This window comes from Lentibacillus sp. JNUCC-1 (assembly GCF_009741735.1).
GTDB lineage: Bacteria > Bacillota > Bacilli > Bacillales > Amphibacillaceae > Lentibacillus_B.
In genome coordinates this window covers 389,561-406,992 of sequence record NZ_WHOH01000001.1, presented here as the reverse complement: position 1 = coordinate 406,992, position 17,432 = coordinate 389,561, and the positions used below count along the sequence as shown (strand labels likewise).

Sequence of the window (17,432 nt, the reverse complement as noted above, 5' to 3'; positions counted from 1 at the left end):
AATACGAAAAAAGGGGGTATTTTATGAAGAAATGGCTCAACTTTTGGTCTAAGGGTGTGACTGGGAAACGAACACGCTGGGCGGTATTGGGATTGTGGATCGCCATAATTGCTCTTATTTCAGTTATTTGGCCGCAAGTAAACAGTCAAACCACCGATACCAATCAGCTTCTGCCGGATGATGCGATGTCAGTCGAGGCCTCACAAATAATGGATGAACAATTCTCAAATGACGCAGGAAAGCCGCTTTTGCTTGTCTGGTACCGGGAGTCTGGTTTAACAACTGAGGATTTTGAAGCAGTTCAGTCGCTGTACAAAAAGCTTAAAGAATCACCAATTACAGAGCAAAAATTCATCCCTCCATTTGGAGAAGCACCGCCCCAGGCATTGGAGGGATCAGCTTCGGAGGATCAAGCTGCATTATCAACACCGGTTTTTTTTGATGAAGGGGCAAACGAGGAAGAACTGCAGAAAGGTCTCGATACAATTGAACAATACATAACCGACATCACGGGTGAACAGTTAACTGAAAAAGACTTGGGCGCATCAGGTCTCCATGTTCGCTTCAGCGGTCCCGTGGGAATACAGCTTGATGCGGGTGCTTTGTTCGGTAATGCAGATATCACCCTGCTTATAGCTACCGTTATCCTTGTGCTCGTATTATTAATTGTTCTCTATCGATCGCCGATTTTGGCTGTTGTGCCGCTTGTTGCAGTCGGATTTGCCTATGGCGTGATTAATCCGCTCCTTGGTTTTATGGCAAAATGGGGCTGGATTGTGGTAGATGCACAAACAACTTCGATTATGACAGTCCTTTTATTCGGGGCGGGGACGGACTATTGCTTGTTCCTTATATCCCGCTATCGTGATGAATTAAGACATGTTGAAGACAAATATACTGCACTTGAACGTGCACTGAAGCACTCCGGTGGGGCAATTATGATGAGCTCATTAACCACAATGCTCGGCCTGCTTACCTTGGGGCTTGCACTTTACGCTTCCTATAACCGTTTTGCTGTGCCATTTAGCCTTGCGATCTTTATTATGGGCATTACAGCCGTGACCGCATTGCCTGCTATACTTTCCTTACTGGGTAGAATCGCATTTATTCCATTCATCCCACGCACAGAAAAAATGATTCAAGCACTAGAGAAGAAAAAAAGAAAAAAACTGCGCCGCCCTAAAGAAAGGACGCGTTTTAGCAGTTGGTTAGGCAAGCTTGTAACCGAAAAACCATGGCGAATCATTATCAGCCTTGTACTGATATTTGGTGCATTTGCCGCTGTAATTCCAAAAATGCAGTTCACTTATGGACTTTTGGACTCTTTCCCTGAAAACATGCCGTCACGTGAAGGATTTGAAATCATTCAGGAACATTATCCTCCAGGGGAAGCCGCTCCTGTGAATGTCATTGTGAATACGAAGGGGAAAGATGTGCCACTGGCAGAAGCTTTTTCTGACATGAACCATATTGAAAAAGTTAGTGATCCCCATATAGGATCTGAAAACAGTGACTATATGCAAGTGGAAGCGACACTTAATATTGATCCCTATTCAGATAAAGCAATTAAACAGATTCCTGAAATCGTCATGACCACGGAAAATGCGCTTAAAGCAGCTGGAATTAACCAAGTAGAGGATGTTGTCTGGGTAGGGGGAGAAACTGCCACACTCTATGAAACAGAAGAAATCACCAGCCGTGACCAGGATATTATTATTCCGATCGTTTTACTGATCATTGGCGCCTTACTGTTTGTTTACTTACGTTCATTGGTTGCAACCTTATATTTACTAGCGACGGTTGTATTGTCATACGGAAGTGCGCTTGGGATCGGCTGGCTTGTGCTTCATTATATCTTTGGGGTTTCGGCTATACAAGGCTTGATCCCACTTTATTCATTTGTGTTTCTGGTCGCACTTGGCGTGGATTATAATATCTTTCTGGTCTCCAATATATGGAACAAGGCTAAACGTTTTCCGATTACACAAGCAATCGATGAAGGGGTTGGAGAAACCGGGAGTGTGATTAGCTCTGCGGGACTTATTCTGGCTGGGACCTTCTCAGTATTAGCCGTTTTACCGTTACAGGTTCTTGTGCATTTCGGGACAATTACCGCAATTGGTATTCTGATTGATACCTTTATAGTCCGTCCGCTGCTTGTTCCGTCCATCACAACTGTGTTTGGCCGTTACGCTTTCTGGCCAGGAAAATTATGGAGGCAAACTTCACGAAACAAGGATTAACTGAAACAAACAGCCGATCGGCATTGTGGCCGGTCGGCTGTTTGTTACCATATGAACCTGCGTCTGCGGCCGTCCAAGTTATGCAAGCTGTGGGCAATGAAGAATTGAGCCCCATAATAAGTGAGCATAATAAGGGCATGTGAATGGTCAATGCCGCCAATAAATTTGTTCCAGGCAAGGATTGAATCTGACACAATAAATAAAAGGCTTCCCAACATTGCCCACTTGCTGCCTGTCATAAAGGCTGTTAAGGCCATAAGCGATATGGCGGCTATATAGAGGATGACTGGAATAATAAGAGCTTGTGAGTCATCCAGTTGCAAAGCTTCGACCATGCGCATTGAAAACCAAATTCCATAAATGGCGAGAGGCACGATGATAAGACTTTTGACAACAGAGAAACGAAATTGTGTTAGAAAACCGCATATATAAAACACATGCCCAATGAAAAATGCAATCAAGCCAATCGTAAACCATTGGATGGTGGCATCCCCAATCATTGAGAAGATGAGAGCAAATAATATCAGCCAGTGAACAGGCTGTTTTTCTTTGGGAGACATCCTGACAGCGTAATAAAAAATCATCAGCATGGGAATCAATTTGAATACGAGTTTAATGCCAAATGGTTCTAAGGGAACGATATAAACATAGACAATACTCATAAGTGCAATTAGAATAGGCATCCGGTACATAATCATTGTCAATACCCCTTTCAACAGCTTTTATTAAATCATCTTTCCCGCATATGATTCAACAACCAGAAGTGAAATTCCTGCTTATACGACATCTGAACTGTCTGTTTAAGTCAACTTTTGGTAAAATATCAATACATATTCAATGTATAATGCTCAATAATATTTCTAAGAAGGTGTTTAAATGGAAGAAGCAGCCCTCATAAGTATCGTTGTAATTCTAGCGCTTGGCATATTCTCACAGTGGCTGGCATGGCGGATTCAATGGCCCTCAATCGTCATAATGTCGGTCTGTGGTTTATTAATTGGCCCGATTCTAGGTTTAATTAATCCGCAAACAGCCTTGGGCGACCTGTATAGCCCAATGATATCACTAGCTGTAGCCATTATTTTATTTGAAGGAAGTTCGAGTCTGGATATACGGGAAATCAAAGGCGTTTCCAAATCAATATTTCGAATCATTACCTTTGGTGCGTTTATGTCCTGGATTCTGGGGTCACTTGCCGCCCATTATATTGCCGGCTTAACCTTGGAAGTTTCTTTTATAATAGGCGGATTGTTCATTGTGACTGGTCCTACAGTTATTATTCCACTTCTCAGAAATGCGAAACTTAAACAAAGAACTGCTGCTGTCTTAAAGTGGGAAGGAATTATTGTAGACCCTGCTGGCCCGCTGCTGGCGTTATTTGCTTATGAAGTGATTAAAGTGCTGACCCATGAAACACTAACAGCGACTTATTTGCTGCAATTCATTGGTGCGGCATTTCTAGCGGCCCTCCTTGGATTTATTGCAGGCGTGGGAATCAGCATTTTGGCTAATAAAGGATTCTTTCCTGAGTACTTAAAATCGCCCATCATTCTTTCAGCAGTATTGTTGTCGTTTACTGGCGCCGAAATTATTATGCATGAAACTGGCATGTTAACGGTGACCGTTATGGGACTCACCATGGCTAGAATGAAGCGTTACGTCTCATCGATTGGCAATGTCAGCCATTTCGTTGAAAACATTTCAGTTTTACTGACGTCCACCGTATTTATATTATTAACTGCCTCACTCTCACGTGAAACGATTGCAGAAGTATTTACACTCCCGATTATCGGGTTTGTATTGGCTATGTTATTTATCGTTCGACCTCTGTCCATCTGGCTGCCGACAATCGGGACAGAACTGACCAAACAGGAGAAAACCCTTATTGGCTGGATTGCTCCACGAGGAATTGTAGCCCTGACTGTAGCTGGTTATTTTGCTTCCATATTAATTAATGATGGCTATGAAGAGGCTTCACTGCTTATGGCGCTCACGTTTGCGCTTGTGTTTATTACTGTATGTGCGCATGGGTTTACTCTAGGCCCTCTCGCAAAAAAATTAAACCTGGCTAATACGCAGCCCCCCGGCGTTTTAATTGTCGGGGCCAGCAGCTTTTCGATTGCATTAGGTCAAAAGATTAAAGAATTGGGTCATCCCGTGTTGCTTGCTGATTCTTCAGAGGGCCGCTTACGTCCTGCAATCAATGCCGGTCTTGAAACATATAAGGGAGAGATTTTATCGGAACATGCTCAATATGAAGCAGATTTGACGCCATATGACACCATCTTGGTTATGACAGCAGATGCTTCGTATAATGCTCTGGTTTCTCAGACGTTTGCACCTGAATTCGGGTTTAATCATACATTTAGTCTGCCTAGTTCCCAGCATGCTCAGGTGAACCAGGGTGAACTGCCTTATGCGGTCAAAGCTCATTTGTTATTTGGAGAAGCAGCCGTGTTTCCTGAATTAAATAAAAAAATCAATACCACCTATTCCCTTGTAACACATGCCATTGCTGAAGGGGACCCAACAAATACAGATGCTTTCAGAAAAAAATCCATACCGTTGTTTATTAAACGAAATAATGAAAAGCTTAACTTTGTCACGGAAAGTAAAAAGATCACTCTAGAAGAAGGAGATCAGCTCGTTGTCCTAGCAGAAACACAATCTCATTAAGCATCGAGTAGGAGGGGGTGATTAACCCCCGACCTCTCACACCACCGTACGTACGGTTCCGTATACGGCGGTTTCATTTAAGTCCAACGCAACGTTTGATATCGTTTAAGCAGACTCTTAAGCCCTTGGGTTGACCAGTATTGGTCACCAAGGGCTTTATGCAAGATAGGGCTTTTGGCAATCCGCCAATAAGCCTTTCTTGTGTTGGCCCATTCCCACGCTTTCTCTTTCTTCACGCCGTATTTCACAAGATTCTTGTACTTCGTTTTGACTAGCTTCCATTCTTTCCACCTAATCATTCGCAGTCTTCTTCGAATCCAGGCATCCAGTTTGTTGAATGTGGTTGGCGTTTCTGCCAGTTGATAATAACCAAGCCAGCCCACCAAATATCGATTGAGTTTCTCGATTCTATCTTTCATATTCATGGATTTTCTTCTGGATGTAAGAGCCCGGACACGTTGTTTGAAGCGTTTGATACTCTCTTTGGGTATCCGGATTTTCGGGTGATCTTTGTGAAACGTGAAGGAAAACCCCAGAAATTTACGTCTCCATGGGCGATCCACCGCACTTTTCTCTACGTTGACCTTCAGCTTGAGTTTATTTTCAATAAATTGTGTAATATTTTCCATTACACGCAACCCTGCACGTCTTGATTTGACGTATATATTACAGTCGTCCGCATAGCGGACGAAACGGAGTCCTCTTTTCTCCAATTCCTTGTCCAACTCATCTAAGACGATATTGGAAAGTAGTGGACTGAGCGGACCACCTTGCGGAGCTCCTTCTGTATTAGGACGCACTAAACCCTCTTCCATAATACCTGCCTGCAGGTATCTTCGAATCAGCTTCAATAGATGTGGGTCCTCAATACGTTTGTTCAATGTGCGCATCAAACGATCGTGGTTGACTTTATCGAAGAATTTCTCTAGGTCCATGTCAACGACCCAACGGTAGCCTTCTTTCATGTATTGCCTTGCTTCTCTTACGGCATCATGTCCTCGCTTGTTTGGTCTAAATCCATAACTGTGTTTCGAGAACGTTGAGTCGTATTCTTCAGTGAGAACTTGTGCAATTGCTTGTTGGATGAATCTATCCAACACGGTTGGGATGCCTAACTTCCTCTTCCCGCCGTTTGGTTTCGGGATTTCGACACGACGGACAGGTTGAGGACGATAAGACCCCTCTTGGATTTCTTTTCGCAGGCTTATCCAATGTTTCATGACATGCGCTCGTAGGTTTTGTACGGGCATTCCATCTACACCATGACTGCCTTTATTGCGTTCAACGCGTTTTAGTGCGTTTATTAAGTTTTCCCGTGATAGAATTCGATCCAACATGATATCCAACTCCTGCGTGAATTGTTCTCTCCTCTTGTGTGGCAATCACTTTCAGCCCTTCTAATGTCCCCCACGGAATTCACCGTTTCCTCCATTAGGAAGGATATATGTTTCTGCTTCATCAAGTGTTGCGTACGCGAAGCGACAATTCTCCTTAAATGATTCAGCCCTTCATGGGAACTCTAGATATCCCCATTACTATGGCGTCTGCTGACTTCTGACAGTTCAGTGAGTACTTACGTACTCAGTTACACAATGGGTTGTGCATTTCTGCCAGACCTCCCAGGGTAAGCACACACCCTTCCTCCCCATGTCCCCGCTTCATCTACTTTATGCACCCTTTGGCAGTATGGGTTTTGGCTTGTTGCGCAGCCTCGTCCAAGTACATCTAGCCTTATGAAGTTCGTGTTCCTCGGGGCGGAGATTTGCCGCAGACTTCCTTCAGATTCCAGATTTCTCTGGACACCCTTGTCCTTGGCTAATCGCTACTACTGCCTTCACGATTCGGGACTTTAACCCTATAGAGTGTGTGCATGCCTGGCACACACAAAAGGTGGCGCACCATGCGAACCAACATGATGCCCCACCTTTTTGTCATTGTCATTTCAACATACACATTCGACACAAACTGCGAACTAATGAAAACTTGAATGACTGCTTCTGGCAACCGCTCGGGGAAAACACTCCGCGTCCAGTGGGCGCTGCTGAGCCTCCTCGCGCTGCGCGCTGTGGGGTCTCACCGAGGCTTTTCCTCCCACAGGAGTCTCCGTGTTTTCCCCGAGCTTGGTAAGGAGTGTTTATCATTTCTTTTGCTTTTGTGAGCAAACAGCTCAAGCACTGATTAACATAAAGTGATTGGAGCGGAGGGGAAGTCGACTCCTGCGGGAACAGCACGAGTCCGAAGACCCCACAGTGAGCGGTCTTTGCGAGCGAGGAGGCTGAGGCCGTGCCCGCGGAAAGCGACTTCCTGGAGCGCAAATCACGGTGCTCTTATATACATTGATGGGTTTTGACCTACTATGCTTTTTAGTTCGCAGTTTACTTAAACTGTGCCTTGATTGATGGTAGGGTGATTTTTTAATAGTATGGTGAGATCATGAAGTAGACGATGACGCCGCTGAGGCTGACATAGAGCCAGATGGGCATTGTCCAGCGTACGATTTTTCGATGCTTTTTCACTTGTCGAGTCAGTCCCCAAACGAGAGAAAACAAGGCGAGGGCCACGACTATTGGCGCCAATACAATATGAGATATCAGCACGAAGTAATAGATGGATTTAACTATCCCTTCGCCGCCAAAAGATGTGCTCGGTGCAAGATAATGGTACGTCAGGTATGAGACGATGAACAAAGTTGTTGTTGTGAAAGCCGCAAAAATAAAATTACGATGCATCGCAATATTTTTCCTCAAAATAAAAAAGAGTGCTGCTAAGAGAAAAATAAACGTGAAAGCATTAAAAATGGCGTTCAATCTTGGCAGGATCGTTACGTCAAACGGGATGGAACGGTCCTGCTTTGGCATGAAAAATAAGAAAGCGATCATACCGTTTACGATTATGGTGAGTGTAATTACAGGCCCTGCATAGTTTTTATCTTTATTCAGAGACATATTGAAAACCCCATTTCAAATAAGTTACTTCAAATATTGTAGCATGCCTTAAACATTCCATGCCACGATGGTGTCTCATTGATCCCTGTTTAAATCTAAGGCGGAAATTTGATCTTATGGAAAGCTGGACATGATATACTAGTGGGAAAACAAACAGTCAGCTAAATCCAGAGAGGTGTTTCATTATTACATTAAAAAAAGCCATTCAATTAAGGGAGAAGGGGAATATTACAGAATCCAATGCTTTGCTTGAACATTTATTGGAAGTAACACCTGAGGAAGCATTGGTTTGTTTTCATGCTGCTTGGAACTATGATTTACTAGGGGAAGAGTCAAGAGCGGTTGTACTTTATGAAAAGGCGCTTCAGTTGGGTTTACCAGATGCCGAACAGGAAAAGACGTTATTGCAGCTTGGCAGTACATACCGTACATTGGGGATTATGATAAAGCAAAGAACGTACTTGAGAAAGGGATCAATCTGTATTCTGATAATCATGCTATCAAGATTTTCTATGCGATGTGTCTTTATAATTTGGAAGAATACCATCAATCAATATCAATATTATTAAATAGTGTGGTGAACACAACACGAAATAAAGATATATTAAACTATAAAAAAGCAATACTCTTCTATTCTACACAGATAGATAAAGTGTGGAGATAATGATGAAAAATGGGTAAGGTATAAACTACAAAATTGTGATATTAGCAGTAAAGGAGGCCTGTTTTAATGAACAGTAAGAAGTTTGTCTTTGTTTATGGCACGTTGAGACAACATGAACGCATCATTATTTCTTAAACCAAGCTTTTCTCGTTTCAAAAGAGGCCTGGACAGCTGGCAGGTTGTATGAGACACGGCATGACTTTCCTGTAATGGAACCGACTAATGAAGATACTGTATTTGGGGAACTGTACAGAGTTTCAGAGGCAACACTGAAAGAGCTGGATGCATTGGAGGGTTATCGAGCAGATGCTTTCGATAACCTGTATGACCGCGTTGAACAGACCGTATACACAGATGCAGGACACTACGAAGCAATTATGTACGTGCTCGCCTCACAAACGGATCAGCTCAAAAAGAATGTGATAAAGGGAGGCGACTGGAAAGTACACCATTTAATCAAACAGCCTTCATTTCTTTACTTTGCCTACGGGAGTTGTATGGATGACGCACGATTTAAAGCGCAGCAGGCAGATCAGTTTTTTACAGATGTTCTCGGGCAAGGAGTACTGAAGGGTTATACACTACGCTTCACACGCAAACAGCATGACGGGGGGCGTGCAGATATTGTTGAAGAGGGAGGTGTTGTTGAAGGGAAGGTGTATCGTGTAACACCTGAAGTTTTGCCTTATTTGTATAAGCGTGAGGGGTTCATGCGGGCATATATCGTCCGGCTGTTGTGTCTGTCGGCTTCCAAAATGAAGAGACTAAGGAGGCGTTGACCTTTATTGTCCGTTATAAAGAGGCTGAAACTGCGCCGCCATGGCATTATATGAAGGAAATTTTAAGAGGCGGGGAATCATGCTGCAGTGAAAAGTATTTGAGCGATTTGCGGGAAAGATATTCGTATATAAAAGGATGAACAGTGTCTAATGTTGCACAAATAAACCATTGTGCTAGAATGAAAGCATACCATATCATAAAACCGATCACTGGGGGAGCGCAAGCTGAGAAGAGGAGACTCTGACCCTTGGAACCTGATCCAGTTAACGCTGGCGTAGGGAAGTGGCGTCTAAATTGAGGCATGAATACATATGCGATCAAACACGTCCACCGTTCCTGGTGGTCTTTTTTTATGGGGAAAGGGGAGAAGGATATCATGAAATTAAATGAACAGATTGTTTTGGTCACAGGTGCGAGCAGAGGGCTAGGAGCGGCAATTGCCAAAGCGTTTGGACACGAGGGCGCAAAGGTGGTCGTGAATTATTTGGCTAGCGAAGATCTGGCTGAAGCTGTGGTACAGGAGATTGGAGCTGACCGTGCTATTGCATTAAAGGCAGATGTGCGCGATCAAGATGCGGTCAAGCTTATGTTTGCCAAAGCCAAAGACCATTTCGGCTCACCGGTGACAACGGTTGTGAATAATGCATTGATTGGCTTTAAATTTAATGGAGATTTGCGCAAACAAATCAATTCGATTGCTTGGGGGACTTCCAAACTCAATTTGAAGGTAGTATTAAAGCAGCACTGAATACGGTCCAAGCAGGTCGTGAAGATATGATTGATGCCGGGTTTGGGCGATTCATCAATATTGGGACTAACTTATTCCAGAATCCGGTTGTTCCCTATCACGACTACAACACAAGCAAGGCTGCACTTCTGAGTTTCACCCGAAATGTTGCGAAAGAACTGGGACCGCATGGTATAACGGTTAATATGGCCTCGGGTGGGCTTCTCGATAAAACGAACGCCAGTGCAGCAACACCTGATGTTGTGTTTGACTTGATTCGAGAGCAAACACCCCTTCAAAAAGTAACATCCCCGGAAGAGGTTGCAGATGCTATTTTGTTTTTCGCATCACCTTGGAGCCGTGGCGTTACCGGACAAAACTTGATTGTTGATGGCGGACTCGTCATGAATTAATATGAAGAAATGCTTTCACTTCTCTCATAATGGTTGTTATTCACTGGAAAAATTGTATAATTATGATAACACATTCCGTGATAGATTCAACGACAAGGGTGGGGTGGACATGACTTTTTCAATTGCAGGGTATGATCCCGAAACAGGTGAACTCGGTGTGGCTGTTCAATCAAAGTTTCTGGGGGTTGGTTCGGTAGTACCGTGGGCAAAATCTGGTGTTGGTGCAGTGGCCACACAATCCTATGCCAATCCCGCCTATGGACCCATGGGACTGGACCTTTTGGAACAGGATAAAAGTGCCCAGGAGACGATCGACATTTTAACATCTCAGGATGAGGGCCGTGCTTATCGTCAGGTTGGTATTGTCGATTCAAACGGGAACGCTGCGACCTTTACTGGTGAACATTGTTATAACTGGGCTGGTGGCAGAACAGGAAAGCATTATGCTGCTCAGGGGAATATTCTTGTTGACGAAAATACAGTCGATAAAATGGCCGAAACATTTGAAAGAACTTCAGGCTCTCTTGCGGATAGGTTGCTTGCCGCTCTAGCTGCGGGGCAGGAAGCAGGAGGCGATAAGCGGGGACAGCAGTCAGCAGCTCTTTATGTGGTGAAAAAGCACGGAGGTTATCTCGGGGTCAATGATCATTATATCGACCTTCGAGTTGATGATCACTCAGAGCCCATCAATGAACTGCAGCGCATCTATCTGCTTCATCAGCTTTATTTTGGTGTGACACAGCCAGATGATGTGCTGTTAGTGAAAGATGAAATAAAAAATGATGTTGCATTTCATTTGCGGCGTCTTGGTTATATTTCTTCTAACAAAATAGATGAAAGTCGTTTAATCGAAGCATTGACTGCCTTCATTCATAAAGAGAATTTCGAAAACAGGGAACTGAAAGAAGGACAGATTGATGCGAAAGTACTGGGTTTTTTAAAGTCCAAACAAGAAACACAACGCTGATTTCAGCGTTGTGTTTCTTTCGTATTATGAACGGTATCTATTGAAGAGACTTTGTTTCGTCCGGTTTGCTTAGCGTTATATAAAGCATGATCTGCGTCTTCAATTAAATGATAGGCGTTTTGGGTCGTTTCAGGAAATGTTGCTACTCCTATTGAAACGGTTAAATAAATTTTTGTTCCCGAACTGAGTAAGAAAGGCTCGGCTTCAACAGCTTGGCGAATTGATTCTGCAATATCTTGTGCATATGCTAACGGACATTCTGTGAGTATTATTGTAAATTCTTCACCGCCTTTGCGGCTTACAATATCAGTAGAACGGACCGAGCGGGCCAGAATCATGCCAAGCTCTTGCAGAACCAGATCCCCTTCGCTATGGCCGTATGTATCATTAACCTGCTTGAAAAAGTCGATGTCAATATAAAGAAGTGAAATAGGATGTTTTTCATTAGCATGCTCAATTAACTGGTTGAACGTGTGGTCAAAGCTGCGATGGTTATTTAACCCCGTAAGTCCATCTATTTTAGCCTCATTCATATACTTTGTATAAAGTATATGAGAGTTCAGCAAAAACTCAGCAACATAAAAAGCAATAAAACCGGCCAGATATGAAATCAGCCAAAATGCGGGTATGATAATCACAAGATCAGTCGGCTTAATTAAGATAGCGACTAGGCTTGTAAATATGATGTTAGAAAAAGTCATAATGCTTAAGAGCTTAAATTTTTTGGCAAGGTGCTGTTTCATAATGAAAATCGAAAACCCTGTTGTCAACAGGATGAACAGGATACCAAACACACTTGATAAATTGAATCCGATCAAGAGACGGCCCGCAATGATCACAAATGCCGCAGTAAGAGCTGGGACCGGGCCTCCGTAGTATGACATCAAGACAACTGGGATATGCCGCAAATCTATAATAGTTGTATCAATATTCATACTGAAAAACATCAGCACAAATCCAAGCAGCCCACCGAGAAAGCCGGCAATGACTTTTTCTCTAAAAGCGGACTGCCTGTTAAGCGGATGTTTATTAATAAATTGTGTATAAAGGAAAAGCATAGCTACAATGATAGCCAAGTTGGTAAATAAATCTTTAATTATCAAACCGATCACCCTTTGAATTCATCCGTATCTAAACATAGCATAACAGGAAGAGAAAATGAACCTTAAAAATGAGAACTTGATAAAAAACAGCATGTTAAATGATGACAACTCATATAATGCATGATGTGATGCTTCGAAAAACTTCAGAGGGTCGTGATCATCATGAACAGACTGATACGTGCAGGGATTGTCGGATATGGTCAAGTGGGAAGAGGCGTAGAAATTGCATTGAAGCAACAGAGAGATATGACGCTCGGGGCAGTATTTACGCGAAGGCGGCCTAATGTGATTAAACCTTATTTTAGCGATACAGTTGTAAGAGATTACAATGACATGGCATTGTATGAAGATGATATTGATGTCATGATTGTTTGTGCACAATCAAAAGCAGATCTTCCTGAGATGAGTCCGCATGTTGCTTCCATGTTTAATATGGTTGATAGCTATGATATCCATGCTGAAATTGTTGAGCACCTTGATGCAGTGGATGCAGCTGCTGAGAAGGGCGGGAAAACCGCGATTATTGGAGTGGGGTGGGACCCGGGGATTTTCTCCATGCAGCGTCTGTTGGGAGAAGTCTTGCTTCCGAACGGTCAAACAGATACGTTCTGGGGTGAGGGGTTGAGTCAAGGACATACTGCTGCTGTAAAGGATGTTGCTGGCGTGACAGATGCTGTTCAGTATACAATTCCTAATCAAGATGCATTAGAAGCGGCGCGGTCGGGCAGAAAATTATCGTTTAACGCGACAGAACGGCATGAAAGGATGTGTTATGTAGTGGCTGACAATCCAAGCGAAGAAAAAAGAATTGCCCATGAGATCAAGACAATGCCGCATTATTTCGCTGATTACCGAACGACGGTTCATTTTATCAGCTTGGATGAATTAAGAACAAATCATCATCAAAAAAAGCATGGCGGTCACGTAATCAGGTCTGGTTATACAGAGAAATCACACCATCAATATGTAGAGTTGACCGCAAAATTTGACAGTAATCCCGAATTTACTGGGAGTGTGATGGCTGCTTATGCCCGTGCCGCCTGTCTTATGCAATCAAATAGGCAAACAGGTGCAAAAACTGTTTTCGATATTCCGCTTACTTATTTAACCTCCCGTCCAATCCGCGATGTAATCCGAGAGATGCTTTAAGCTAGAATTGGTTTTATACTGAGAGCTGACCTTTGGAGCGTTTTTGCTCCAAAGGTTTTTTAGTGTACAATAAATAGCATCGATGACTTCTATTTCGGAATTAAAAGGATGAGCGGTATGAAGCAACTATTATTGGTTATGGCTGGCGGAACGATCGGAGCTGTGTTGCGTTATGGGATAGGCGCTTTTGTTTCCTACGATGCATTTCCATATGCAACGCTTCTGGTTAATATGTTGGGCTGTTTTTTGCTCGGATGGCTTTTAACACTGGGAAAAGTTAAAAAGAAGTTGCATCCGGACTGGAGTCTCCTGCTGGGTACTGGCCTGCTTGGATCATTTACAACATTTTCCGCATTTTCATTTGAAACGGTACAGCTGCTGGAAAACGATATGATCGGTCGCGCATTGATTTATGTGACTCTTTCCATTGGGGCTGGGCTTATACTTGCTTACGCGGGTGTTAAACTTGCCCTTAGAGACGGAGGTGAAAAAGCATGATTATGACCGGTATCGGCGGTGCGTTCGGTGCGGTCTTCAGATACACTCTGGCAAGTTTAATCAACCGTAACATGGAACACCGTACTTTTATTCCCGTTGGAACTTGGTTTGTCAATGCCGTTGGATCGTTTACCCTCGGGGCTTTGTACAGCCTTCACGTGAATCAGGTCATAACCGACCCACTATGGTTCTTGCTTGGAGTTGGCTTTTGCGGAGCTTTTACGACATTCTCCACGTTTGGTCATGAAACCATTACTCTATTACAATTGAAGAAAACATATGCAGCAGCTTCATACGTAGCAGGTTCGGTTATCGTTTGTACTCTGGCTGCGTGGTTGGGAATGCATATTTTCGCGTAATCTTAGCACTTGATCATGTCGAGTGCTAATTTCTTTGCTCAAATTCTTATTTCTTATATAATAAGTAAGGGATTAATATAACAAAGGAGAGAATGTAAATGGCACAAAAAGCATTTCAAGCTGAATCAAAGCGCCTGCTAGATCTGGTGATTAACTCGATTTATTCACAGAAGGAAGTGTTTCTCAGGGAACTGATATCCAATGCGAGCGATGCGATTGACAAAATCTATTACAGAGCTCTTACAGACGATAACCTGTCTTTCAATCAGGCGGACTACTATATAGAAATAGAAGCAGATAAAGACGCTCGAACATTACGGGTTTCAGACACAGGAATCGGTATGACTCAAGAAGAACTGGAAGATAACCTTGGAACCATTGCTCAGAGTGGGTCTTTTGCATTTAAGAATGAAACAGAACTCAAAGATGGCTATGATATTATCGGGCAGTTTGGTGTCGGTTTTTATGCTGCATTTATGGTAGCTGATAAAGTGACTGTTGTTACCAAACCACTTGGCAGTGATGAAGCTTTTAAATGGGAATCTGAAGGCAGAGAGGGCTATTCAATCGAGCCTGCACAAAAAGACACAGTCGGGACTGACATTATTTTGACCATCAAGGAAAATGGTGAAGAGGATAATTATGATCAGTTTCTTGAGGAAGATCAACTCACAACAATTATAAAGAAATACTCAGACTTTATCCGCTATCCGATTAAAATGGAAGTCACGAAGTCCAAGCCAAAAGATGAGGACGAGGAAGAATATGTGGAGTATACCGAAGAGGAAACCATCAACAGCATGGTTCCGATCTGGCGCAAAAATAAAAGTGAGCTGACTGATGAAGACTATGAGAACTTCTACCAGGAGAAACGGTTTGGGTTTGATAAGCCTCTCACATACATTCATACAAACGTTGACGGCACGATTCGCTATCATGCGATTTTGTACATTCCAGAAACCATGCCATTCGACTATTACTCCCAGGATTATGAAAAAGGCCTGGAGCTTTATTCAAACAGTGTCTTGATTATGGATAAATGTGCCGATCTTTTGCCGGATTATTTCAGTTTTGTCAAAGGGATTGTGGACTCCGAGGACCTGTCTTTAAACATCTCGCGTGAGATGCTGCAGCATGACAGGCAGCTTAAACTGATTGAGAAGAACATTACCCGTAAAATCAAAAAGAATTGGAAAACATGATTAAAAACGATCGGGAGAAATATGAGACGTTCTATAAAACATTTGGTCGTCAGCTGAAATTCGGTGTGTACTCGGACTTTGGCGCAAATAAGGACACACTCCAAGACCTCCTGATGTTCTATTCGTCTAAAGAAAAGAAGCTTGTCACATTATCTGAATACGTTGAGAACATGCCAGAAGATCAGCCGTATATTTATTATGCAACAGGCGATTCTTATGAGCGAATCGAAAAGCTGCCACAAACTGAAATGGTTGCTGATAAAGGATATGACATCTTATTCTTTACAGAAGATGTCGATGAATTTGCGATTCGCATGCTGATGACCTATAAGGAGAAAGAATTCCGTTCTGTCTCTAGTGGGGATCTTGGTTTTGAAGACGATGCGGAAGAACAAGAGGCAGAAGAGAAGGAAGCAGATAATAAAGCGCTTTTTTCAGCTATGAAAGATCTGCTAACAAATAAAGTGAAAGATGTCCGTGCGTCCAAACGTTTGAAATCACATCCAGTATGCCTGACAGCTGATGGCGAGATTTCACTTGAAATGGAAAAGGTTTTGAGTGCCATGCCGAATAATCAGTCTGTTCAAGCGGAAAAAGTTCTGGAAATTAACGTAAATCATGATGTATTCCAGGCTCTCCAGAAAGCGTACGACAGTGATCCTGATCAATTGAAGTTGTATACAAACCTTTTATACAACCAAGCGTTGCTTATTGAAGGGATCCAGGTTGATGATCCGGTTGAATTCACCAATGACATCTGTAAAGTAATGGTGCCTTAAATTGGTTGTCCCGCTAAGACATGATATGATGGACATGACGCATGCATTTGCACCATGAACGTCTCACCAGCGTCGATTTGATTTCCAAGGGGAGTTAGAATGAATACTGTTTTATTGGAAAGTAAAAAGGGTGTTTCTTATATTTCTCTCAATCGGCCCAAGAGCTATAACGCTTTAAATGTTGAGATGCTGAATGAACTGTTGGATGTCATTAAACAAGTGGAAAAAAACGATGATCATGTAGTGATGATCTTCGGGGAAGGCAAGGCGTTTTCAGCTGGCGGTGATGTAAGCATGTTGCAGCATGACTTTGCTGATGAAGAATTATATGATAACGTCATGGACACCATTGAAGACATCATGAGACGGTTGTATATGCTGCCTAAAATTGTGATTAGTGCAGTTGACGGGCCTGCAGCGGGTTTGGGTATGAGTCTCGCTTTAGCAGGGGATTATGTTGTAGCGAATTCAAAGTCACGGCTGGGCATGCTGTTTTTAGGTGTTGGGCTTGTTCCAGATGGCGGCGGTCACTTCTGGCTTAAGGAAAGACTTGGCACTGTGGCTGCTAAGAAATTTATCTGGAGCATGGAACAAGTAGTGGCCAGCGATGCAGAAGAGATGGGCTTGGTTGATATAGTATCCGATAAGCCTGCAGTCGAGCGTGCAGAACAAGTGGTCAAGCATATTCTTGTTGCACCAATTCAAACGATGCTTAAGACAAAGAAGATCTACCATGAACAGAAGTTGAATGAACTCAAACATTACCTGGCAGAAGAAAGGGAAGCCCAGCGCATATTGAGACGTTCTGAAAATCATCAAGAAGGTGTTAAGGCATTCATCGAAAAACGTGCGCCTGTTTTTAACAATAACTTGTAAAACACGAAACCAAGATCAAAGAACCCTGTGCCTTGGAAGAAGCACAGGGTT

The 17,432-nt window shown here is 43.0% G+C and carries 14 protein-coding genes, 3 pseudogenes and 1 riboswitch; of the genes and pseudogenes, 13 read left to right on the top strand and 4 right to left on the bottom strand.

The window, feature by feature from the left end; genetic code table 11:
* Positions 1-23 precede the first annotated feature (23 nt).
* Entirely contained in the window at positions 24-2,243 is a 2,220-nt protein-coding gene (locus JNUCC1_RS01980) for an MMPL family transporter (protein ID WP_156643760.1), read from the top strand.
* Positions 2,244-2,287: 44 nt separating this feature from the next.
* Here the strand turns inward: JNUCC1_RS01980 and JNUCC1_RS01975 are convergent, their stop codons facing one another.
* Positions 2,288-2,941, bottom strand: a complete 654-nt coding sequence (locus JNUCC1_RS01975) for a lysoplasmalogenase (protein ID WP_156643759.1) — start codon at positions 2,939-2,941, stop codon at positions 2,288-2,290.
* Positions 2,942-3,119: 178 nt separating this feature from the next.
* Here JNUCC1_RS01975 and JNUCC1_RS01970 point away from each other — a divergent pair, with 178 nt between their 5' ends.
* Complete coding sequence (locus tag JNUCC1_RS01970; protein ID WP_156643758.1) at positions 3,120-4,919, top strand: cation:proton antiporter; 1,800 nt, start codon at positions 3,120-3,122, stop codon at positions 4,917-4,919.
* Positions 4,920-4,996: 77 nt separating this feature from the next.
* Here the strand turns inward: JNUCC1_RS01970 and ltrA are convergent, their stop codons facing one another.
* Together ltrA and JNUCC1_RS01960 are read right to left on the bottom strand one after the other, a co-directional pair.
* Positions 4,997-6,256 (bottom strand): group II intron reverse transcriptase/maturase, encoded by a 1,260-nt coding sequence (gene ltrA, locus JNUCC1_RS01965; protein ID WP_156643757.1) that lies wholly within the window; start codon positions 6,254-6,256, stop codon positions 4,997-4,999.
* Positions 6,257-7,333: 1,077 nt separating this feature from the next.
* The gene (locus JNUCC1_RS01960) at positions 7,334-7,864 is read right to left on the bottom strand and encodes a DUF420 domain-containing protein (protein WP_156643756.1); all 531 of its coding nucleotides are present in this window, start codon (positions 7,862-7,864) and stop codon (positions 7,334-7,336) included.
* Between the two features lie 260 nt (positions 7,865-8,124).
* Here JNUCC1_RS01960 and JNUCC1_RS01955 point away from each other — a divergent pair, with 260 nt between their 5' ends.
* The 6 genes and pseudogenes from JNUCC1_RS01955 to JNUCC1_RS01935 all read left to right on the top strand — a co-directional run bounded on the left by JNUCC1_RS01955 (position 8,125) and on the right by JNUCC1_RS01935 (position 11,415).
* Positions 8,125-8,433, top strand: a complete 309-nt coding sequence (locus tag JNUCC1_RS01955) for a tetratricopeptide repeat protein (RefSeq protein WP_231746944.1) — start codon at positions 8,125-8,127, stop codon at positions 8,431-8,433.
* A 226-nt stretch (positions 8,434-8,659) separates the two neighbouring features.
* A pseudogene (locus tag JNUCC1_RS19115) lies at positions 8,660-8,959 on the top strand (gamma-glutamylcyclotransferase family protein); the annotation flags it as partial.
* A complete protein-coding gene (locus JNUCC1_RS19110) occupies positions 8,948-9,307 on the top strand; it encodes a gamma-glutamylcyclotransferase family protein (protein WP_331713711.1) in 360 nt (119 codons plus the stop codon). The pseudogene JNUCC1_RS19115 and the gene JNUCC1_RS19110, both read left to right, overlap by 12 nt.
* Positions 9,265-9,447 carry a hypothetical protein gene (locus tag JNUCC1_RS19420; protein ID WP_442915410.1) on the top strand — a complete coding sequence of 61 codons (183 nt, stop codon included), beginning with the start codon at positions 9,265-9,267 and terminating at the stop codon, positions 9,445-9,447. The genes JNUCC1_RS19110 and JNUCC1_RS19420 overlap by 43 nt, the downstream gene beginning before the upstream one ends.
* A gap of 62 nt (positions 9,448-9,509) precedes the next feature.
* Positions 9,510-9,606, top strand: a riboswitch (TPP riboswitch).
* A 78-nt stretch (positions 9,607-9,684) separates the two neighbouring features.
* A pseudogene (locus JNUCC1_RS01940) lies at positions 9,685-10,448 on the top strand (3-oxoacyl-ACP reductase).
* A gap of 109 nt (positions 10,449-10,557) precedes the next feature.
* Complete coding sequence (locus JNUCC1_RS01935) at positions 10,558-11,415, top strand: DUF1028 domain-containing protein (RefSeq protein WP_156643754.1); 858 nt, start codon at positions 10,558-10,560, stop codon at positions 11,413-11,415.
* Between the two features lie 2 nt (positions 11,416-11,417).
* On the opposite strand, the gene JNUCC1_RS01930 is transcribed toward JNUCC1_RS01935, so the two are convergent.
* On the bottom strand, positions 11,418-12,518 hold the full coding sequence (locus tag JNUCC1_RS01930) for a GGDEF domain-containing protein (RefSeq protein ID WP_231746942.1): 1,101 nt from the start codon (positions 12,516-12,518) through the stop codon (positions 11,418-11,420).
* 162 nt (positions 12,519-12,680) lie between these two features.
* Between JNUCC1_RS01930 and JNUCC1_RS01925 the strand changes: the two genes are divergently transcribed.
* The 5 genes and pseudogenes from JNUCC1_RS01925 (at position 12,681) to JNUCC1_RS01905 (ending at position 17,381) form a co-directional block, all read left to right on the top strand.
* Positions 12,681-13,667 (top strand): diaminopimelate dehydrogenase, encoded by a 987-nt coding sequence (locus JNUCC1_RS01925; protein WP_156643753.1) that lies wholly within the window; start codon positions 12,681-12,683, stop codon positions 13,665-13,667.
* 117 nt (positions 13,668-13,784) lie between these two features.
* Positions 13,785-14,165: a fluoride efflux transporter CrcB gene (gene crcB / locus JNUCC1_RS01920; protein WP_156643752.1), complete on the top strand. Its 381-nt coding sequence runs from the start codon at positions 13,785-13,787 to the stop codon at positions 14,163-14,165.
* The gene (gene crcB, locus JNUCC1_RS01915; RefSeq protein WP_156643751.1) at positions 14,162-14,524 is read left to right on the top strand and encodes a fluoride efflux transporter CrcB; all 363 of its coding nucleotides are present in this window, start codon (positions 14,162-14,164) and stop codon (positions 14,522-14,524) included. Before crcB (JNUCC1_RS01920) ends, crcB (JNUCC1_RS01915) begins: the two co-directional genes overlap by 4 nt.
* Positions 14,525-14,622: 98 nt before the next feature.
* A pseudogene (gene htpG, locus JNUCC1_RS01910) lies at positions 14,623-16,505 on the top strand (molecular chaperone HtpG).
* 99 nt (positions 16,506-16,604) lie between these two features.
* Complete coding sequence (locus tag JNUCC1_RS01905) at positions 16,605-17,381, top strand: enoyl-CoA hydratase-related protein (RefSeq protein WP_156643750.1); 777 nt, start codon at positions 16,605-16,607, stop codon at positions 17,379-17,381.
* Positions 17,382-17,432 lie beyond the last annotated feature (51 nt).